The organism is Bacillus sp. EB106-08-02-XG196 (assembly GCF_013396335.1).
Taxonomy (GTDB): domain Bacteria; phylum Bacillota; class Bacilli; order Bacillales; family Cytobacillaceae; genus Neobacillus.
On the sequence record NZ_JABWSY010000019.1, the window covers coordinates 41,308 to 61,495 of the forward strand.

The 20,188-nt window shown below is 39.8% G+C and carries 18 protein-coding genes; 1 reads left to right on the plus strand and 17 read right to left on the minus strand.

Translation table 11 applies throughout. The features are described from left to right. Positions 1-118 precede the first annotated feature (118 nt). The 5 genes from rpoZ to MLOOGBEN_RS24455 form a co-directional block, all read right to left on the minus strand. Positions 119-364 carry a DNA-directed RNA polymerase subunit omega gene (gene rpoZ / locus MLOOGBEN_RS24435; protein ID WP_179160891.1) on the minus strand — a complete coding sequence of 82 codons (246 nt, stop codon included), beginning with the start codon at positions 362-364 and terminating at the stop codon, positions 119-121. Next, positions 365-979 (minus strand): guanylate kinase, encoded by a 615-nt coding sequence (gene gmk / locus MLOOGBEN_RS24440; RefSeq protein WP_179160892.1) that lies wholly within the window; start codon positions 977-979, stop codon positions 365-367. Positions 980-990: 11 nt separating this feature from the next. Then, on the minus strand, positions 991-1,254 hold the full coding sequence (gene remA / locus MLOOGBEN_RS24445; protein ID WP_090758253.1) for an extracellular matrix/biofilm regulator RemA: 264 nt from the start codon (positions 1,252-1,254) through the stop codon (positions 991-993). A gap of 59 nt (positions 1,255-1,313) precedes the next feature. Beyond that, positions 1,314-2,189, minus strand: coding sequence for a YicC/YloC family endoribonuclease (locus MLOOGBEN_RS24450; RefSeq protein ID WP_179160893.1), 876 nt, complete (start codon positions 2,187-2,189; stop codon positions 1,314-1,316). Between the two features lie 120 nt (positions 2,190-2,309). Beyond that, a complete protein-coding gene (locus MLOOGBEN_RS24455) occupies positions 2,310-4,988 on the minus strand; it encodes a calcium-translocating P-type ATPase, SERCA-type (protein WP_179160894.1) in 2,679 nt (892 codons plus the stop codon). Between the two features lie 212 nt (positions 4,989-5,200). Here MLOOGBEN_RS24455 and MLOOGBEN_RS24460 point away from each other — a divergent pair, with 212 nt between their 5' ends. Next, positions 5,201-6,913 carry an Rqc2 family fibronectin-binding protein gene (locus MLOOGBEN_RS24460; protein ID WP_179160895.1) on the plus strand — a complete coding sequence of 571 codons (1,713 nt, stop codon included), beginning with the start codon at positions 5,201-5,203 and terminating at the stop codon, positions 6,911-6,913. A gap of 30 nt (positions 6,914-6,943) precedes the next feature. On the opposite strand, the gene pyrE is transcribed toward MLOOGBEN_RS24460, so the two are convergent. The 12 genes from pyrE to lspA all read right to left on the minus strand — a co-directional run bounded on the left by pyrE (position 6,944) and on the right by lspA (position 20,175). Continuing rightward, positions 6,944-7,576 (minus strand): orotate phosphoribosyltransferase, encoded by a 633-nt coding sequence (gene pyrE, locus MLOOGBEN_RS24465; protein ID WP_179160896.1) that lies wholly within the window; start codon positions 7,574-7,576, stop codon positions 6,944-6,946. Beyond that, positions 7,573-8,289, minus strand: a complete 717-nt coding sequence (pyrF, locus tag MLOOGBEN_RS24470) for an orotidine-5'-phosphate decarboxylase (protein WP_179160897.1) — start codon at positions 8,287-8,289, stop codon at positions 7,573-7,575. The genes pyrE and pyrF overlap by 4 nt, the downstream gene beginning before the upstream one ends. Further along, positions 8,261-9,202 (minus strand): dihydroorotate dehydrogenase, encoded by a 942-nt coding sequence (locus MLOOGBEN_RS24475; protein WP_179160898.1) that lies wholly within the window; start codon positions 9,200-9,202, stop codon positions 8,261-8,263. Before MLOOGBEN_RS24475 ends, pyrF begins: the two co-directional genes overlap by 29 nt. Continuing rightward, the gene (locus MLOOGBEN_RS24480) at positions 9,199-9,972 is read right to left on the minus strand and encodes a dihydroorotate dehydrogenase electron transfer subunit (protein ID WP_179160899.1); all 774 of its coding nucleotides are present in this window, start codon (positions 9,970-9,972) and stop codon (positions 9,199-9,201) included. Before MLOOGBEN_RS24480 ends, MLOOGBEN_RS24475 begins: the two co-directional genes overlap by 4 nt. Further along, positions 9,969-13,175, minus strand: a complete 3,207-nt coding sequence (gene carB / locus MLOOGBEN_RS24485) for a carbamoyl-phosphate synthase large subunit (RefSeq protein ID WP_179160900.1) — start codon at positions 13,173-13,175, stop codon at positions 9,969-9,971. Before carB ends, MLOOGBEN_RS24480 begins: the two co-directional genes overlap by 4 nt. After that, positions 13,154-14,260, minus strand: coding sequence for a carbamoyl phosphate synthase small subunit (locus MLOOGBEN_RS24490; protein ID WP_179160901.1), 1,107 nt, complete (start codon positions 14,258-14,260; stop codon positions 13,154-13,156). Before MLOOGBEN_RS24490 ends, carB begins: the two co-directional genes overlap by 22 nt. After that, entirely contained in the window at positions 14,257-15,546 is a 1,290-nt protein-coding gene (locus MLOOGBEN_RS24495) for a dihydroorotase (protein WP_179160902.1), read from the minus strand. The genes MLOOGBEN_RS24490 and MLOOGBEN_RS24495 overlap by 4 nt, the downstream gene beginning before the upstream one ends. Next, positions 15,506-16,450 carry an aspartate carbamoyltransferase catalytic subunit gene (locus tag MLOOGBEN_RS24500; RefSeq protein ID WP_179160903.1) on the minus strand — a complete coding sequence of 315 codons (945 nt, stop codon included), beginning with the start codon at positions 16,448-16,450 and terminating at the stop codon, positions 15,506-15,508. Before MLOOGBEN_RS24500 ends, MLOOGBEN_RS24495 begins: the two co-directional genes overlap by 41 nt. 151 nt (positions 16,451-16,601) lie before the next feature. Beyond that, complete coding sequence (locus tag MLOOGBEN_RS24505; RefSeq protein WP_179160904.1) at positions 16,602-17,912, minus strand: solute carrier family 23 protein; 1,311 nt, start codon at positions 17,910-17,912, stop codon at positions 16,602-16,604. A gap of 167 nt (positions 17,913-18,079) precedes the next feature. Continuing rightward, positions 18,080-18,622, minus strand: coding sequence for a bifunctional pyr operon transcriptional regulator/uracil phosphoribosyltransferase PyrR (gene pyrR, locus MLOOGBEN_RS24510; protein WP_179160905.1), 543 nt, complete (start codon positions 18,620-18,622; stop codon positions 18,080-18,082). Positions 18,623-18,800: 178 nt separating this feature from the next. Next, positions 18,801-19,712, minus strand: a complete 912-nt coding sequence (locus MLOOGBEN_RS24515) for an RluA family pseudouridine synthase (protein ID WP_179160906.1) — start codon at positions 19,710-19,712, stop codon at positions 18,801-18,803. Further along, a complete protein-coding gene (gene lspA, locus MLOOGBEN_RS24520) occupies positions 19,684-20,175 on the minus strand; it encodes a signal peptidase II (RefSeq protein ID WP_179160907.1) in 492 nt (163 codons plus the stop codon). Before lspA ends, MLOOGBEN_RS24515 begins: the two co-directional genes overlap by 29 nt. Positions 20,176-20,188: the final 13 nt, after the last annotated feature.

The window sequence follows — 20,188 nt, forward strand, 5'->3', positions numbered from 1 at the left end:
ATGCTAGAATCACATTATATTTTCATCTTTTTCAGCTTTGTTTCTAAAAATAATGTCTAATTTTGCAATAAAAAATAAAAAAGGCTGACATTTTGCTACTGTCAGACCTTCATTGTTGTTACTTGCCTATATTGCTATCTTTTCCGTATATAGCACCTGTTTCTGATTTCTTAGGAACACGATAAGTAAGTTCACCGCTGTATATTTCTTCTAGCGCTTTCCCTACATGCTTATAGGAAACATATTTAGGTAATCTTTCATCACGTGTTTGCTGCATGGAACGAGCACGCTTTGCTGCAACGGAAACAAGAGAGTATTTTGAATCAATTTTATTTAGCAATGAATCAATCGAAGGATATAACATTTATTCGACCTCCAGTAATTTTTTATATCGGTGTTCTACACGTTCTCTGCGACAATGTTCAGCGACAACAATTGCTTTCACACGTTCACAAGCCAATTCTACTTGGTCATTTTCTACAACGTAATCGTATAATTCCATCATTTCAATTTCTTCACGGGCAGATAACATCCGATTGTTAATTAACTCTTCTGTTTCCGTACCTCTAGTTACAATCCGGTTCTTAAGCTCTGAAAGACTCGGAGGCATTAAGAAGATAAATAAACCTTCTGGGAACTTTTCCCTGACCTGCCGTGCGCCCTTCACTTCGATTTCTAAAAAAACATCTTTACCAGCATCTAAGGTTTCACGTACATAATCTACAGGGGTTCCATAATAATTCCCTACGAACTCAGCATACTCTAAAAGTTTCCCTTGTTTAATTAATTCTTCAAATTCATCCCGTGACTTAAAAAAATAATCAACCCCATTTACTTCACCAGGACGGGGAACGCGCGTTGTTGCAGATATAGAATACTCAAAAGCCGTGTCCGGATGGGAAAATATTTCTTTTCTAACTGTTCCTTTTCCGACACCAGATGGACCAGAAAATACGATAAGCAATCCTTTTTCCTGCATTTTCTATAATCCTACCCTTCATCCATAATTTCATCACGGTCTGCCAGCCTATGGGCAACCGTTTCAGGCTGTACTGCTGATAAAATGACATGGTCACTATCCATGACAATTACTGCACGAGTACGTCTTCCATATGTAGCATCAATCAATGAACCCCGATCTCGGGCATCTTGAATAATCCTCTTAATCGGAGCAGATTCAGGGCTTACAATTGAAATTATCCGATTGGCAGATACGATATTTCCAAATCCAATATTAATCAATTTAATCGACATGATTATCATCCAATCATCAATAATATATTTTTGCCGTGTCAACCATTTTCTAAACACTATTATTCAATATTTTGTACTTGTTCTTTCAGCTTTTCAAGCAAACTTTTGATCTCTACGACTTTTTTAGTAATCGTTGAATCATTTGCTTTTGATCCAATCGTATTCGCTTCTCTATTCATTTCTTGAACAAGAAAATCCAGTTTTCTGCCAATTGGCTCTAATTCGTTTAGGGTTTGAGTAAATTGCTGAATATGACTTTTTAACCTTGTTAATTCTTCATTAATATCAATTTTATCAGAAAATATAGCCACTTCTGTTAATACCCGCGTTTCATCAATTTGTCCCTGTACGAATTCTTCCATTCGTTTCATTAATCGTTCCTTATACAGAAAGACAACTTGGGGAGCATATTCTTTCAGTGCATCTATATTTATATCTAATAGTCCCAAAGAAGTGAGCAAATCCTTTCTAAGCTCTTCTCCTTCCGTTATCCGCATCTGTTTACATAATAAAACAGCTTCTTCTGCAGCTCTAAGTACTAAACTTTCCAATTCTTCATTTCCAGCTTCATTTTCTTCAATATGTAAAAATTCATTACGCGTTAATAAATCCTGAAGTAATACGTTTCCTTCAATATTGAATTTATCCCGTGCCTGTTTAATAAATAGGTAGTATTCTTCGAGCAGCTTCCAATCAACCTGAATTTTTCGAGTTACCGCACCCTCCCCTTCTATCATGATATAAACTTCTGCTCTGCCGCGACGAAGATGCTCAGTTAATTTTTTCTTTATCTTATCCTCAACATTTAATAAGTGTCTAGGCATCCGAATATTCACTTCACTAAAGCGATGGTTGACTGTTTTTACTTCTACATTCACAGAAAAAGAGGCTGAAGCAATCCTGCTTCTTCCAAAGCCCGTCATACTTATAACCATTAAGTACACTCCAATCAATTGAAGATGAGCGCTAACCTACTATGTAAAGTTTATTTATTATCTGGAAACTAACAAAAGGTAATAGAGTAACCTCTACTACCTTTTGGATTATAACACACTTTATTTTGTTTTTCTTAACAAAAATGTTCCGGCTAGTAAAAAAGTTGGAATGGAGGATAGTCCTATAATCAAAAGCCAGTCTTTTGCTAGAATTGGTAAGGTGTGAAATATCGGTTGAAATGGCGGGTAATAGATTACGACAATCATCAGTGCAAGAGAAGAGATAACTGCCCAGACTAAGTACTGATTCCCAAATGGATTTCTAGATAGTACTGATTTTTCACTCCTACAATCGAATACATGGATGAGCTGTGCCATAACGAGAGTAGCAAAGGCAATCGTTTGTGCATATGGCAGATTTGCCGGATTCTGATTATAGACAATCATAAAGGCTAACAGGGTAACGATTCCAATAAGGAACCCCCTTGAAACAACTTTCCAGCCTAATCCTCGTGCAAACACTCCTTCATTTGGACTCCGTGGTTTGCGCTTCATTACATCCTCTTCAGGACGATCTAGTCCTAGAGCCATTGCCGGTAATCCATCCGTCACTAAATTGACCCAAAGAATTTGAATTGGCACAAGAGGAAGCGGCAGTGCCAGGAGCATGGCAAACAACATAACCAAAATTTCCCCTACATTTGAAGCAAGTAAGTATCGAACGAATTTTCGAATGTTTTCATAGATGTTTCTGCCTTCTTCAATTGCCGATTTTATTGTCGCAAAGTTATCATCGAGCAATACAAGAGAGGATGCTTCTTTAGCCACATCTGTACCAGTAATCCCCATTGCCACACCGATATCTGCAGCCTTTATTGCTGGAGCGTCGTTCACTCCATCACCGGTCATCGCTACAATATGGCCACTATTTTGTAAAGCTTTGACTATTTTCAATTTATGCTCTGGTGAGACGCGTGCAAATACGGATACATCATCTACAACATCCTCAAGCTCTTCAACCGACATGTTTGATAATGCATTTCCATCAAGGACCAAACTTTTCTTCGTTAAAATACCGAGCTGTGCAGCAATGGCTTTAGCTGTAATGATATGATCACCTGTTATCATAACAGTTTTTATTCCTGCTTCCTTACATTCTTTAACTGCATCTTTCACTTCTGGTCTTGGCGGATCAATCATGCCTTGGACACCTATAAAGGTTAATTTATTTTCTGCTTCCTGTTCGCTTAAGATAACGGTATTGGCCGAAATAGGTTTAAAGGCAATCGCAATGGTTCTAAGTGCTTTGGCAGCAAGATTATTGATAGCCTCTTGCACTTGACTCTGGACATTTTGTCCAAGATATTGTGTTTTGCCATCCCAGAGGATGGATTCACTTTTACCTATAATTACATCTGGTGCCCCTTTTGTTACAATAAAATTCCTGCCTTGTTTATCTTTAACATGCATACTCATCATTTTTCTAACTGAGTCAAATGGAAATTCCTTGATGATGGTAAATTCATCTAATAGATTGTTGCGGTTAAACCCTGCTTTCATGGCACTTACGAGCAATGCACCCTCAGTAGGGTCTCCGTCTAGAATATAATCTTCATCTTTTATCACCAATTCTGAATGATTGCAGATCATCCCAAAAATAAGCATTTGCTGCAGAGCCTTCTCGTCCTTTGGATGAACCAGCGTATCTCCACGATAAAAATCTCCACGAGGCTGGTATCCAACCCCATCAACCGTCCAAGTGTGACCACCGCTCCATAAATGGGTAACCGTCATTTTGTTTTGTGTCATTGTTCCCGTTTTATCAGAACAAATGACCGACGCACAGCCGAGTGTTTCTACCGCTGGGAGTTTTCTAACAATGGCGTTTTTCTTAATCATTTTTTGGACACCCAGAGACAACGCTACCGTTACAATCGCTGGTAATCCCTCAGGTATAGCCGCAACTGCCAGGGAAACACCTGCTAAGAACATGGTATAAAGTTCATGCCCCTGTAAGACTCCAATTGCAACCACGAGAACAGTTAACAATAAAGCAACACTTATTAAAATTTTCCCCAGCTGCTCTAAACGCCGCTGCAGGGGTGTTTCTTGCGATTGGGCATTTTGGAGTAAATCAGCGATCTGTCCCATCGCTGTTTTCATCCCTGTGGCAATAACAACTCCTGCACCACTTCCCCTAGTAATCATCGTGCCCATAAAAGCGATGTTTTCCATATCACCAATTCCAGGGTTTACTGTCTTTAAACTATCTATATGCTTAGACACGGGTACGGACTCACCAGTAAGGGCTGACTCTTCGATTTCTAAACTTCTAGATTCGATAATCCGTACATCGGCACCAATTCTATCTCCACTTGAAAATTTAATGATATCTCCGGGGACAATTTCTTTAGAAGGGATTTTCACCCACTGCCCTTCACGTAACACGGACACCTGAGGTGCTGATAATTCCTTTAGTGCCTGCAAGGATTTCTCAGCTCTTCTTTCTTGATAGAAGCCAAGGATACCGTTAATAATGACGATAGCAATAATCGCTACTGCATCAATATATTCACCAAGCAACCCTGATAAAAGCGTAGCTGCAAGCAGCACTAACACCATAAAATCTTTAAACTGACTAAAAAATAAGAGTAAGGCAGATTGCTTTTCCCCTTCCTCCAATTCATTAAGCCCATGTTGGGCTATTCGTTTCTTTACAGCTTCCGGTGATAACCCAGACGAAAAGTCGGTATCTAAGACCTTTTCTACTTGATTTATCTCCATCTCATGGAATTTCATCCGACCATCTCACTTCCCCCTTAATTATATGAGACACGCTCTAAAGAAAGCTTATTCAGCCTCGTCCAAAAAAATGCTATGATAATTAAGAGCAGTTACGATAACTGAATGAACAAGGTAAAATGAGACATACTCTAACCTAGTAAGAGACATTCTCTTACCCAGTAAGCTATACTAAAGAAAGAAATAGTTTGAAGTAAAGGATGTTTTCCATGTCATTTGATGGTTTATTTACAAAAGCAATGGTTGATGAACTTGCGCGCACCTTAAAGGGCGGCAGAATAAATAAAGTACATCAGCCTTATAAAAATGAAGTAATCCTCACAATCCGTGCAAATGGAGTGAACCAAAAGTTATTATTTTCTGCTCATCCAAGCTATGCAAGAATACAGCTCACCAATGAAGCATACGAGAATCCCAGCGAACCGCCTATGTTCTGTATGCTGCTAAGAAAGCATATTGAGGGCTATATTTTAGAGGATGTCTATCAGGTTGAAAATGATCGTATGATTATTTTTGAAATTAAAGGGCGTAATGAAATCGGAGATGTGAGCTACAAACAGTTAATAATTGAAATAATGGGCAGGCACAGTAATATTGTACTAGTTGATAAAACTAGAAACATCATTCTTGATAGCGTGAAGCATGTTTCGTTTGCAGTAAACAGTCACAGAGCCATTTTACCTGGGCATCCCTATATTTATCCGCCAGAACAAAATAAACAAAATCCATTCTTGGCAGTTGAAGATGATGTATTGAGAAAGATTGATTTTAATAGCGGCAAGATTGATCGGCAGCTTGTAGAACATTTTGCTGGGACCTCACCGCTATTCGCAAGAGAAGTTATTTTCCAAAGCGGGATTGCCAACCGTACGACCGTTCCGAAAACGTTCATTCAAATGATAGATACAATTAAGAGTGGAGCAATAGAGCCTTCCATCTTATCAACAGGGAATAAGGAAGTGTTCTACCTCTTTCCACTTGAACATGTAAAAGGAGAAGTTAAAAGCTTCTCAACCTTAAGCGAAATGCTGGACCGCTTTTATTTTGGGAAGGCTGAGCGTGATCGTGTCAAACAGCAGGGAAATGATATAGAGCGGTTAATTATCAATGAAAAAGAAAAGAATGAGAAAAAAATTGAGAAATTAGAGAATACATTAAGAGAGGCTGAGAAAGCCGAGCAGCTCAAGCTCCTAGGTGAACTGTTAACAGCCAATCTCTATGCTGCCAAAAAAGGGATGAAAGAAATCGAAGTGGTCGATTATTATGATGAAATGGGCGGTACAGTAGCGATTTTCTTAGACCCGCGTAAGACACCTTCAGAAAATGCGCAAAAGTATTTCTCTAGATACCAAAAAGCCAAAAATTCTGTTTCCATCGTAATCAAACAAATTGAAATGGCACGTGAGGAAGTCTTTTATTTTGAAAATTTACTTCAACAGGTGCAGTCAGCATCACCAAAAGATATTCAAGAAATTCGCGAAGAGTTAATTGAAGGCGGTTATATTCGCGACCGTCAAAGACGAAATGCGAAAAAATTATCTAATGCCAAGCCGATTCTTGATTATTATCTTTCTTCTGATGGCACTGAATTGATTGTTGGAAAAAACAATAAGCAAAATGACTATTTGACCAATAAACTTGCAGCTAGAGATGAAATTTGGCTGCACACTAAAGACATTCCTGGCTCGCACGTTGTCATTCGAAGTAAAGATCCATCTGAAAGAACCATACATGAAGCAGCGAACTTGGCTGCCTATTTTAGTAAAGCCAGAAACTCTAGTTCCGTACCAGTAGATTTTACAAAGGTGCGGTATGTTAAGAAGCCTAATGGTGCAAAGCCTGGTTTTGTCATTTATGATAATCAACAGACTGTTTATGTTACTCCTGAAGAGGAAATGGTCCTAAAACTAAAGAAAAAATAAAATGGCCCCGGATTTTCCGGGGCTTTTCGTTTATTCGAACTTCTTACTCCACTCAGAAGGGGATTTACTCCACGAAAGTAAGCTTTCTTGATCATCTTTGCTTATGTAGCCCTTTTCAATCGCTACTTCCACTAGATTAACAAAATCAGTAAGTGATTCACTTTTTATTTCTTCTTGTGCGAATGCTTCCCTTCCCTTTTCTAGTCCATATGTAAATATTGAAACCACGCCAAGAACTTCACACCCAGCTTCTCGCAGTGCTTGAACGGCAGTAATCACACTGCCTCCCGTAGAAATCAGATCTTCAACCACCACAACCTTTTGTCCTGCTTCCACTTTTCCTTCTATCTGGTTTCCTTTGCCATGTCCTTTTGCTTTTGAACGAACATAACACATCGGCAGGTTTAATAACTCACTAACCCATGCTGCATGTGGTATCCCCGCAGTTGCAGTACCAGCAATGACATCGGCATCTGAATATTTCTCTAAAATAATAGATTGAAGCCCTTGTGCAATCTCCTTTCTTACTTCTGGATAAGAAAGTGTCAGGCGGTTGTCACAATAAATAGGTGAACGTAATCCTGAAGTCCATGTAAATGGTTCGTTTGGTTTTAATGCTACTGCATTAATGGTTAATAATTTTTCTGCTATTAATTTTTTCATACTTGACCACTCCTCCATGCTACCATCCATTTTTCATAACTTTTCAGTGGATCATTTGATCTTGTGATGGATCGTCCTACAACAATCGAGGTAACACCCGCATTCCTTGCAAATTCAGGGGTGGCGACCCGTTTTTGGTCTCCAGTACTATCTTCTGCCATCCGTATACCTGGGGTAACTGTGTAAAATTTATCACCTAATTTTTCCCGAATAGATAATGCCTCCCAAGCAGAGCAAACAACTCCATCTAAACCGGCCTCTTTTGCTATAGAAGCATAATGAAGAACGGATTGTTCCAGAGAAACAGAAATGAGCTGGTCTATTTTCATTTGCTCCTCCGATGTACTGGTAAGCTGTGTAACGGCTATGATGGCCGGTCGTCTACGACCATGTGCCGTGCCCTCCTCTAAACCTTCTACCGCAGCGCGCATCATTTCTTTGCCGCCAGCGGCATGAACGTTTACAAGGTCGCATTCCAATCTAGCAAGCCCCTTCATGGCGCTTTTTACTGTATTAGGAATGTCATGAAGCTTCAAATCTAAAAAAATCCGGTGGCCGTTTGCTTTTAAGTAACGAATAATTTCAGGTCCTTCCTGATAATACAACTCCATTCCTACTTTTACAAAGAGTTGTTTACCAGTAAAGGGCTGTAAAAATTGCTCTACCTCTTTACGATTCGCAAAATCAAGCGCGATGATGAGCGAGTTTTCCATGGTCCTGCCAGCTCCTTCCCTTGCATTCACTGATATGTTCATAACCTAACTGCTCTATCAGGGCTGGTAATTCTTCAATGATCGTTGGGCAAATATATGGATCCACAAAATTTGCCGTACCTACCGCAACCGCACTAGCTCCTGCATAGAAGAATTCAATTACATCTTCAGCAGACTCAATACCGCCCATTCCAATAATCGGGATATTTATAGCTTGACTTACCTCATAAATCATCCGTATGGCAACTGGTTTAATTGCAGGTCCTGATAGACCGCCGGTGCGGTTAGCTAATATTGGCTTGCCTGTTTTTAAATCCAGTCTCATGCCGACAAGCGTGTTTATCATGGTCAACCCATCTGCACCGCCGGCTTCAACTGCTTGTGCCATTTCCACAATATTGGTCACGTTCGGTGAAAGCTTCACATAGACCGGTACATCTGATACTTCCTTTACCTTACGAGTTAACTGCTTGGCCACCTCTGGTATCGTACCAAAAGCAATTCCCCCTGTTTTTACATTCGGGCAGGAAATATTCAATTCTAATGCATGGACATTGGGAGCTTTAGAAATGCTTCGTGCTACCTCAATATAGTCCTCTTCAAGGGAACCTGCGACATTTGCAATAATAGGAACATCAAACTGAGATAACCAGGGCAGTTCATTACTGATAACTTTTTCTAAACCTGGATTTTGCAGGCCGATTGCATTTAGCATTCCTGCAGATGTTTCTGCAACTCTTGGAGTAGGGTTTCCGAATCTTGGCTCTACCGTTGTCGCTTTAATCATGATCGCACCAAGTTTACTCAAATCATAGAATTGGCTATACTCCTTGCCAAAGCCAAAGCACCCAGACGCTGGCATAATTGGGTTTTTTAGTTTCAAACCAGGCAGCTCTATGTTTAAACGGCTCATATTAGTACCTCCCCTGCACGGAAAACGGGTCCATCACTGCATACTTTTTTATAAGAAACTCCGGAAGGATCTTCACTAGTTTTACATACACAAGCAAAGCATGCCCCTATGCCACAGCCCATCCGTTCTTCTAAGGATAAAAACAACTTTTTATCTGAATACTCATTTTCGATTGCTTTCAACATTGGGGTAGGCCCGCAGGTATATAGACAATCAAACTCTAAATTTTTAATAATATCCGTTACAAAACCTTTTTTTCCATATGAACCATCAACGGTGGTAATATAGGTCTCCCCATTGTCCGAAAATTCATTTTCATAAAATACTGCTGATTGTGTTTGGAAGCCAAGGACATGGATGACCTTTACCCCTTTTGCAATCAACTGATTAGAAAGTTCATATAAAGGAGGGACACCAATTCCTCCCCCGACAAGTAAAGCCGTTTCCCCTGGATTTACTTCATTAACTGGGAACCCATTCCCTAAGGGACCGAGAATATCTAGCAGCATCCCCTTGCCTTTTTCTGCGAGCAGTGAAGTCCCTTTCCCTTCCTTTCGATAGATCATTGTAAATTGTGAATTCACCGAATCAACAGAAGATATACTGATAGGTCTTCGTAATAAAGGGTCGAAAGACTTATCGACCCGAATATGCACGAACTGACCCGGTGCTTTTATCTCATTCACGAAATTTGCTTCAACGGTGAGTTGGAAAATGTCTTTAGCAATTTCTGTTTGGGAGATGATCCTGCATAATTCCTTTTTTATCATGCAAATACCGCCTCCTTTTCCTCTACTGCCATAGCTTCAGCTGAAAAGTTCATTGACTCTATCACTTTAAGTATCGCATCCGCTGTATCTAATGAGGTTAAGCATGGGACCCCATTTTCAACTGCTTCACGGCGGATTCTAAAGCCATCACTTTCGGGCTGTTTTCCTTTTGTCAGTGTGTTGATAATAAATTGTGCTTCCCCATTATGAATAACATCCAGTAATGTTTTGCCTTCTGAACCAATTTTGCCGATAACCTTTACTGGCAGACCTGCAGATTTAAGTACAGCAGCTGTTCCACTCGTTGCCATTAGACGGTAGCCGTTTGCAGCGAATCGTTTAGCCAGCTTTAATGATTCTTGTTTATCTTTATCCGCAACCGTAAACAATACAGTTCCGAATTTTTGAATCGTCATTCCTGAAGCTACTAATCCTTTGTAAAGTGCTTTTTCAAGTGTGCAATCCTTCCCCATTACTTCGCCCGTTGATTTCATTTCAGGACCAAGTGTGATATCAACACTTCTTAACTTAGCAAATGAGAATACCGGAACTTTCACATAAACACCCTTCTTTTCGGGAACGATTCCTGGCATGTAGCCTTGTTCAGTTATCGAAATTCCTAAGATTGCTTTTGTTGCAATTTTAGCCATAGGAACATTTGTGATTTTGCTCAGAAATGGAACCGTACGGCTAGAACGTGGATTGACTTCTAGGACATATACTTGATCCTTGGATATTACGTACTGTATATTTAACAGTCCCACGATGTTTAGGCCTCTTGCCATCTTCTCAGTATATTCAACCAGCGTTTCCTTAACTCTGTCTGAAAGTGTTTGCGGCGGATACACGGCAATGGAATCCCCAGAATGGACCCCTGCCCGTTCGATATGCTCCATAATTCCCGGTATTAATACATTTTCTCCATCGCAAATTGCGTCCACTTCTATTTCTTTACCTGTTAAGTAACGATCTATTAAGACAGGATGGTCTGGATTAATTTTAACGGCATTTTCCATATAATGAAGCAGTTCTTCCTGTCGATATACGATTTCCATTGCACGGCCGCCAAGAACATAAGATGGACGAACAAGTACAGGATAGCTGATTTCATTAGCAATTATTATTGCTTCTTCAACTGATAATGCGGTTTTTCCAAGTGGCATTGGAATATCCAGCTGGACAAGGGCTTGTTCAAATTTATCCCTGTTCTCCGCACGGTCTAAATCCTCTAGGCTTGTTCCAAGTATTTTTACGCCATTCTCTTCTAAACCTGCAGCAAGATTTATCGCTGTTTGCCCGCCAAATTGCACGATTACACCCAGTGGATTTTCTAAATCAATTATACTCATTACATCCTCAATGGTTAACGGTTCAAAGTACAGCTTATCGGAGATACTGAAATCCGTTGAAACTGTTTCAGGATTATTATTAATAATAATTGCTTCATAGCCTGCTTCTTTGATGGCTTTAACAGAATGGACAGTCGCATAATCAAACTCAATTCCTTGCCCGATACGAATTGGTCCGGAACCGAGAACAATAACACTTTGTCTGCCTGTTACAATGGATTCATTTTCGTCCTCATATGTTCCATAGTAGTAAGGTGTTTCTGATTCGAATTCAGCTGCACAAGTATCCACCATTTTATAGACCGGAACCATACCTAATTTTTTGCGTAGATTGTATATATCCTTTTCCTTTTGGTCCCAAAGCTCTGCAATCTTTTTATCAGAGAAGCCTTTTTGTTTTGCTTCCTTAAGGATTTCCATATCCATTGGGTTGGAAGCAAGTTTTGTTTCAAACTCGATGATTCCATGCAGTTTGTGTAAGAAAAATAAATCTATTTGGCTCCACTGATGAATGGTTTCAACTGTAATACCTCGTTTAAATGCTTCTGCGATATAAAAGAGCCTCTCATCTCCAGCTTTGCAAATTCGTTTCTCTATTAATTCATTACTGATTTCCGCTGATCCATTTAGTTCGAAATGATGGACACCCGCTTCTAGTGAGCGGATTGCTTTTAATAAGGACTCCTCAAAGGTACGGCCTATCGCCATAACTTCACCCGTTGCTTTCATTTGTGTCCCAAGTGAACGGTTCCCTGATTCAAATTTATCAAATGGCCATCTCGGGATTTTCGTTACGATATAATCAAGAGCAGGTTCAAAGCTTGCATAGGTTTTTCCCGTTACAGGGTTAAGCATCTCATCTAGTGTTAGGCCTACTGCGATTTTCGCTGCTAGTTTTGCAATAGGATAACCGGTTGCTTTTGATGCTAGAGCTGATGAACGGCTTACCCTTGGATTTACTTCGATGATGTAGTAATTAAAGCTATATGGGTCTAAGGCAAGTTGAACATTACAGCCGCCTTCTATCCCTAATGCGCGAATGATTTTAAGAGAAACATTTCTTAATAGCTGATATTCTCTGTCACTTAATGTTTGACTTGGTGCAACAACAATCGAATCACCAGTGTGAACTCCAACTGGATCAAAGTTCTCCATATTACATACGACAATGGCATTGTCATTTCCATCACGCATTACTTCATATTCGATTTCTTTAAACCCGGCAATACTTTTCTCGAGTAAGCATTGATTTACCGGACTGTGCTTTAAGCCGCTTGCCACGATTTCGTCCAATTCTTCAGAATTATGACAAATCCCTCCGCCAGTCCCTCCAAGTGTATAGGCAGGACGAACAATGACAGGAAATCCTATTTTTCCCACAAATGCGTGTGCTTCTGCTAATTCATGAATAATTTCACTATCCGGTACGGGTTCACACAGTTCATTCATTAAGCTACGGAATAAGTCACGGTCCTCGGCTTGTTTGATGGCAGATAACTTCGTTCCTAAGATTTCCACTTCACACTCTTCTAAGACCCCTGATTTTGATAACTCAACCGCAAGATTAAGACCGGTTTGACCGCCGAGAGTGGCTAATAGCGCATCAGGACGTTCTTTGCGAATGATTCTGCTTACAAATTCCTCGGTTAATGGTTCAATATAGACGGCATCCGCAATCTCTGTGTCTGTCATAATTGTGGCAGGATTGGAATTAACGAGAATAACTCGATAGCCTTCTTCTTTAAGAGCGATACAAGCCTGGGTGCCTGCATAATCAAATTCTGCTGCCTGCCCAATCACAATGGGTCCTGAACCTATTACTAAAATGGAGTTTATATCATTACGTTTTGGCATGTTGTGGAAACCTCCTGTTTTTCAGCTTCAATCATCGCAAGAAACTGATCGAATAAATGGTTTGCGTCTTCAGGTCCTGGTGAAGCTTCTGGATGATATTGAACAGTAAAGGCGGGATAATCTAAATGCTTTAAGCCTTCAACAGTACCATCATTTAAAGCAATATGTGTAACTGCCAGCTGCGTATTTTGTAACGATTTTTCTTCAACAGTATATCCATGATTTTGAGCTGTAATGGCAATTTTTCCTGTCGCTAAATCTTTAACGGGGTGGTTAGAGCCACGATGACCGAATTTCATTTTTACGGTATCGGCACCACATGCTAATGCAAATAATTGGTGCCCTAAACATATACCAAAAATTGGTACTATACCCAATAACTGCTTAATCATATGGACAGCTTCTGGAACATCCTTTGGATCCCCAGGTCCATTAGAAAGCATAATTCCGTCTGGTCGTAATTGAAGGATTTCATCTGCCGTTGTATGGTATGGAACAACAACAACATCACAATTACGCTTATTTAATTCTCGTAAAATTCCATGCTTCATTCCGAAATCGACAAGCACAATTCTCTTCCCTCTGCCTGGACTTGGATAAGAATTTTTTGTAGAGACTCTTCTGACTTGATCAATCGGCATCTTCGTCTGTCTTAGCTTACTAATTACTTCATTAGGATCACTTTCAATCGAGCAGATGGCTCCTTTTAATGTCCCATATTGGCGAATAATCCTGGTTAATTTACGTGTATCAATACCTGCAATTCCAGGGATCTTTTTCATTTTAAAGTACTCATCAATCGTAAATTCACTCCTCCAATTGGAAGGGAATTCCGCGGCTTCTTTGACTATAAAGCCTTTTACTGCTGGATTAATGGTTTCAAAATCATCACGGTTTATTCCGTAATTTCCAATTAAAGGGTAAGTCAGCATAACAATTTGCCCACAGTAGGATGGATCAGAAAGGATTTCTTGGTAGCCCGTCATACCTGTATTAAAGACGACTTCTCCGGTTGTGTCCATGTGACTTCCAAAACCTTCACCAATAAATACTGTTCCATCTTCTAAAATTAGCTGTGCTTTCATACTGTTACACGTCCTTTCTCCCAAGCTACTTCGCCGCTCGCAATTGTCATTTGCGGCCAGCCTTTACAATTCCAACCAGCAAATGGAGTATTTTTTCCTTTTGATAAAAATTCCTGTGGATCAATTGCCTTTTCTTCGTCTAGATTTAATAGAACCAAGTCGGCTGGGGCTCCTACTTCAATTCTTCCGAAAGGAAGTGAAAAGCTTTCTGCCGGCTTTTTCGTCATATAGTGTATTAACTGTTCGAGACTCATAATGTTCTTTAAGACGAAGTGTGTATATAGCAGTGGAAACGCTGTTTCTAAACCAACAATTCCAAAAGGAGCTAGCTTAATTCCCTCATTTTTTTCATCCGTTGTATGTGGTGCATGATCCGTTGCTATAAAATCGATTGTCCCGTCCAACAATCCTTCAATTAACGCATCCCGATCAGCCTTATCTCGAAGTGGCGGATTCATTTTATAATTCGGATCGAGACTATCCGGTATATCATCTTGTGTTAATAGTAAATGGTGAGGTGTGACTTCTGCAGTAACTTTAATCCCTGCTTTTTTCGCATCCCTAATCACACGAACCGATTCTTTCGTACTAACATGGCACACATGATAATGACAGCCAGCCGCCTCGGCAAGCAGCACATCTCTTGCAATCTGTACTGACTCACAAACCGAAGGAATTCCATTTAATCTATTTCTTTCTGAGAAAGAACCTTCATGTACACAGCCTTTATTGATCAGTGTATTTTCTTCACAATGGGCAACAATGGCCATATTCACACTTGCTGCTTTTTTCATGGCTTCGAGCATCTTGCTGGCATCTTGAACACCTACACCATCATCTGTAAAGGCAAATGCTCCTGCATTTTTTAATGCTTCAAAATCGGTTAATTCTTTACCGATTTGTCTCACAGTGATGGAGGCATAAGGTAAGACCCGAACGTTTGCTGTTTCTTGAATGCGATTTTGAAGCCATTCCATTTGTTCAATCGAGTCTGGAACTGGTCTTGTATTCGGCATTGCCGCTAGTGTGGTAAATCCACCTTTTGCCGCAGCGAGTGTACCTGTTGCAATCGTTTCTTTCTTCTCTCCTCCTGGCTCGCGGAGATGAACATGTAAATCGACAAATCCTGGTGATACCAACAATCCCTCTGCATTTACGATTCGATCTACAGTTTCCTCTATTTGATGACCAATCTTTACAATTTCTCCATCTTCAATTAATAAATCTGCCTGTTTTTTTACACCGTTAGATGCTATGTAGCTGGCGTTCTGAATAAGTAGTTTCATTCCCATACACTCCTTTTATACTTTCTATTGCTCTTTTTAAGACTGCCATTCTCACGTATACACCGTTTTCCATTTGCTTAAAAATTCTTGATCGTTCGCATTCCACTAAACTATCTGCTATCTCAACATTCCGGTTTACCGGTGCTGGGTGCATAATAATACTTTTTGGCTTCATTGCCTTTTCCCGTTCCAAAGTCAGTCCAAATTGGCTATGGTACTCCGCTGCTGTATAGCTTCCTTTCTTTTGGTGCCGTTCATGCTGCACACGAAGGAGCATGACAACATCTGCCTCACGAATTGCCTCATCAATTGGTCTAAATCTTGAAGCACTAAGACTATGAGTATCAAACCATTCGGTTGGACCTGAGAAAATAACATCTGCCCCTAGTCTAATAAGCGTATCTGCATTAGAATGTGCTACTCTGCTATGCCTTATATCACCGATAATGGCAATTTTTAAACCAGAGAAACGTCCGAACTCCTGATAGATGGTTAAAAGGTCAAGGAGCGATTGTGTTGGGTGATGACCACATCCATCCCCGCCGTTAATAATCGGTATATTTACTTTTTCAACGAGCTCATCAAAATAACGGTCCTGACCATGGCGGATAACAATGCTGGTAACTCCAATTGCTTCAAGTGTTTTTACTGTATCGTACAAGGTCTCGCCCTTTTGGACACTAGAAGTTTGCACTTCAAATGGAATAACGCTGAGACCTAACCTTCTTTCGGCAATCTCAAAACTTGACTTTGTTCTTGTACTTGCCTCAAAAAATAAGTTAGCAGAAAACAATTGACCTTCTGGACGCCATATCTTTCCATCAGCAAAACCCTGAGCCTCTGAAAGAATTTCATAAATCTCATCCACCTTTAATTCATTCGTGGTAAGCAAGTGATTTACCATGATTTTCCCCCATCCCATTATTTGTAAAAAAACACCCTGATTTAATTTAATCAAGGTGCATTTAATCATACTAAGACCACGATTTATAAAATCGTATTTAGTATTACACCCTTATAGCCTCTCTGGACTACTTTTAAAAGGTTAATTTTCTTTATGCAGTTTTTTGCTTATCTTTTTCTACTGTTTGTTCAAACATATCTTCACTTACTGGTTCTTTACCAGGAAGGATTAGGTGTAAAAGAACACCTGCAATTGCGGCAAATGCCATTCCTTGTATCTGAAAGGATTCTGATACTTTTATAAAAGCACCGCCAATTCCGATAACCAGAATGACTGATGATATCACTAAATTACGTTTGTTACCAAAATCAATTTTACTGTCAACAAGCATGCGTAAACCGGATGAAGCAATAATTCCAAAGAGCAGGATGGAAACTCCGCCCATAACAGGTGTCGGGATTGTACTGATTAATGCTGTTATTTTTCCGATAAATCCAAAGATTGTTGCAAGAACAGCTGCACCGGCTATTACATACACACTGTATACTCGTGTTATCGCAAGGACACCGATATTCTCACCATAAGTTGTTTTTGGAGGACCGCCAATTAATGCAGATATAATCGTTGCTGTTCCATCCCCCAAAATCGAGCGGTGTAAACCAGGTTCTTTAATGTAATCACGCCCAACTACTTTACTTAGAACAAGTTGGTGACCTATATGTTCAGATAGGGTTACTACAGCGACTGGTACCATTAGAAGTGCTAAGTCCCATGTTATTTTAACCTCATAGCTTACAAACGGGATGATGAATTCAGGCATTTCAAACCAACTTGCTTCCAACACTGGTTTAAAATCAACAATCCCGATTGCAAATGAGTAAAGATAACCAACCACGATACCTGCTAAGATTGGGATAATGCTCAACATGCCGCGCATGTATATGGTGAAGATAATGGTGGCAGCTAATGTTACCAGTGCTGCTGAGAAATGAAGCAAGCTATATTCTCCTGCAGGATTATTCATCGCCATATTAACAGCGGTTCCGGATATTGCCAGACCGATAACTATGATTACAGGACCTACTACAATCGGAGGCAGCAGATTCATAATCCAGCGATGACCTGCTTTACTAATAATTAGTGCGACAATCCCGTAGACAAGACCCGCAAGGAATGAACCTATCATGGCCCCCCCTGGACCAGCTGTAGCTTTTGCCGCTATTACCGGAGCGATAAAGGCAAACGAAGAACCAAGGTATGCAGGCACCTGCCATTTTGTAATCATTAAGAAGGCGAGTGTTCCTAAACCACTTGATATTAATGCAATTGCTGGGCTTAACCCAACGAGATAAGGAACAAGGATCGTAGCTCCAAACATGGCGAATAAATGTTGTAAGCTTAAAGTGAGCCATTGGCCAGGATTTGGAATATCTTTTACGTCTAAGATGGGTTTAGTGTTCAATGTTTTCTCCTCCACAATCTTTCTATTTATTAGTGTGTTATTTTCATCAAAAAAAATCCCTCTTTGTCCATGAGAGTACAAAGAGGGTATGGAAATGCCAATTAATCTTTGATGATGGCATTTTCCCCTTTGTCAGCCTCACAGGACTGCAATTAAAGGGTTACTATTCACTTTTCAAAGATACTTACTTGGTCAACCTTATCGACATCTTGTAATTCTACAACTACTTTTTCACTACTTGAAGTTGGAATGTTTTTCCCAACATAATCTGCTCTTATAGGAAGTTCACGGTGTCCACGGTCAACAAGAACAGCAAGTTGTATAGAAGAGGGACGACCAAGATCCATAATCGCGTCTAGTCCTGCTCTAACCGTTCGACCTGTATATAAAACATCATCAACAAGTATAACTTTTTTATCTTTCAATTGTACTGGGATATCCGATCCCTTAACAAGTGGTTCTTGATCATCTGTTTTCTTAGTTAAATCATCACGATATAAGGTAATGTCCAATTCGCCAACAGGTATCGGTTTCCCTTCGATTTCTTCGATTTTGGCAGCGAGTCTCTCTGCAATGAATATCCCTCTAGTACGAATTCCTACGAGGACACAATCTTCAATCCCTTTATTTTTTTCTATGATTTGGTGAGCAATTCTTGTTAATGCTCTTCCGATTGCTTGTGTATCTAATACTACGGCTTTTTGGTTCATTTTCAACACCTGCCTAATTTAATAAAAAAACCTCTCACGCTTTGAGGTGAGAGGTAAAAGAGTTTATCAGTATGGGCATAGGTATCCCAACCAATTATTCCGTTTCCTTCTCAGCCTCACAGGACTGATTTAAAGGCATATTCAACTGTTGTTATCGTACAATAATTCGACAAATGTGTCAACGATTATTTCGTAACTGATTTAAAACCTCTTCAAATTCTACTGGCAGAGGTGCTTCAAATTCAAGGTATTCGTTGGTTCTTGGGTGGTTAAAACCAAGAACTCCTGCGTGTAATGCCTGGCCGTTGATATCAAGTGTTTTCTTTGGACCATACTTTGGGTCACCTGCAAGCGGATAGCCAATATATTTCATATGGACACGTATTTGGTGTGTTCTTCCTGTCTCTAATTGACACTCCACAAATGTAAAATCCTTAAACCGTTCAATCACCTGAAAATGAGTTACAGCATGCTTACCATTATCCACAATCGTCATACTTTGCCGATCTCTCGTGTCTCTGCCCAATGGTGCATCAATCGTTCCGAAATCGTGAGGTATCACTCCATGCACAATCGCTTTATACTTTCGCGTAACGGTCTTTTCGACTAATTGGTTAACTAGCTTTTCATGGGCCATGTCATTTTTGGCAACCATTAAAAGTCCAGAGGTGTCCTTATCGATACGATGAACGATACCAGGTCGCAGAACACCATTTATACCTGATAAATCTTTACAATGAGCCATTAACCCATTAACAAGCGTTCCCGTTAAATGTCCAGGCGCTGGATGAACCACCATGCCGCTAGGTTTATTAACCACTAGAACATCCTTATCTTCGAAATAAATCTCTAAATCCATCTCTTCTGGGACAACATCGAGTAATTCTGGGTCGGGAATACTAATTTCGATTTCATCATTTAAACTGCATTTGTAATTTGTTTTTATCTTTTGTCCATTTACAAGGACATTTCCCTCTTTAATCCATTGCTGAACTTGAGTTCTTGACCATTCTTCATTTAAAGTTGAAATAACTTTATCAATTCGATCGCCTTTTTGCTGTTCAAGAGTGGTGTGTACCATTTTCTCCATATGATTTCTCCTTTGTTTCACGCTCATCACGCAGCATTTGAATCATTAATAATACTACGCCAATGACTAAAGCCGAATCCGCAATATTAAATACTGGGAAGTTATAATTGAAAATATACGTATGAATAAAATCAACAACTTCTTTTCGAAGCAGGCGGTCAATAAAATTACCAATCGCTCCACCCAGCATAAATGCCAGTGAAACACCTAGCAGCCACTTACCCTTTGCTTCTTTTTGAATGTAATAAATGATCGCAATGATTACTATAGCCGTTATGACATAAAAGAACCACATTTGTCCTTGTAGGATTCCCCATGCCGCTCCGCGATTTCGGTGAGAAGTAATATACAAAAAGTCCTCAATTACTGGGATACTTTCACCAAGATGCATTTTTGTGACGATTTGCCATTTCGTCACTTGGTCTAATAAAATAATAAAAATTGCGATTAAATAATAATACACTAAGGAATACCCC

Coding starts and splice junctions, on each gene's coding strand:
- rpoZ (WP_179160891.1), bottom strand. CDS start 364: ATGTTATATCCTTCGATTGATTCATTGCTAAATAAAATTGATTCAAAA.
- gmk (WP_179160892.1), bottom strand. CDS start 979: ATGCAGGAAAAAGGATTGCTTATCGTATTTTCTGGTCCATCTGGTGTC.
- remA (WP_090758253.1), bottom strand. CDS start 1,254: ATGTCGATTAAATTGATTAATATTGGATTTGGAAATATCGTATCTGCC.
- MLOOGBEN_RS24450 (WP_179160893.1), bottom strand. CDS start 2,189: ATGGTTATAAGTATGACGGGCTTTGGAAGAAGCAGGATTGCTTCAGCC.
- MLOOGBEN_RS24455 (WP_179160894.1), bottom strand. CDS start 4,988: ATGAAATTCCATGAGATGGAGATAAATCAAGTAGAAAAGGTCTTAGAT.
- MLOOGBEN_RS24460 (WP_179160895.1), top strand. CDS start 5,201: ATGTCATTTGATGGTTTATTTACAAAAGCAATGGTTGATGAACTTGCG.
- pyrE (WP_179160896.1), bottom strand. CDS start 7,576: ATGAAAAAATTAATAGCAGAAAAATTATTAACCATTAATGCAGTAGCA.
- pyrF (WP_179160897.1), bottom strand. CDS start 8,289: ATGGAAAACTCGCTCATCATCGCGCTTGATTTTGCGAATCGTAAAGAG.
- MLOOGBEN_RS24475 (WP_179160898.1), bottom strand. CDS start 9,202: ATGAGCCGTTTAAACATAGAGCTGCCTGGTTTGAAACTAAAAAACCCA.
- MLOOGBEN_RS24480 (WP_179160899.1), bottom strand. CDS start 9,972: ATGATAAAAAAGGAATTATGCAGGATCATCTCCCAAACAGAAATTGCT.
- carB (WP_179160900.1), bottom strand. CDS start 13,175: ATGCCAAAACGTAATGATATAAACTCCATTTTAGTAATAGGTTCAGGA.
- MLOOGBEN_RS24490 (WP_179160901.1), bottom strand. CDS start 14,260: ATGAAAGCACAGCTAATTTTAGAAGATGGAACAGTATTTATTGGTGAA.
- MLOOGBEN_RS24495 (WP_179160902.1), bottom strand. CDS start 15,546: ATGAAACTACTTATTCAGAACGCCAGCTACATAGCATCTAACGGTGTA.
- MLOOGBEN_RS24500 (WP_179160903.1), bottom strand. CDS start 16,450: ATGGTAAATCACTTGCTTACCACGAATGAATTAAAGGTGGATGAGATT.
- pyrR (WP_179160905.1), bottom strand. CDS start 18,622: ATGAACCAAAAAGCCGTAGTATTAGATACACAAGCAATCGGAAGAGCA.
- MLOOGBEN_RS24515 (WP_179160906.1), bottom strand. CDS start 19,712: ATGGAGAAAATGGTACACACCACTCTTGAACAGCAAAAAGGCGATCGA.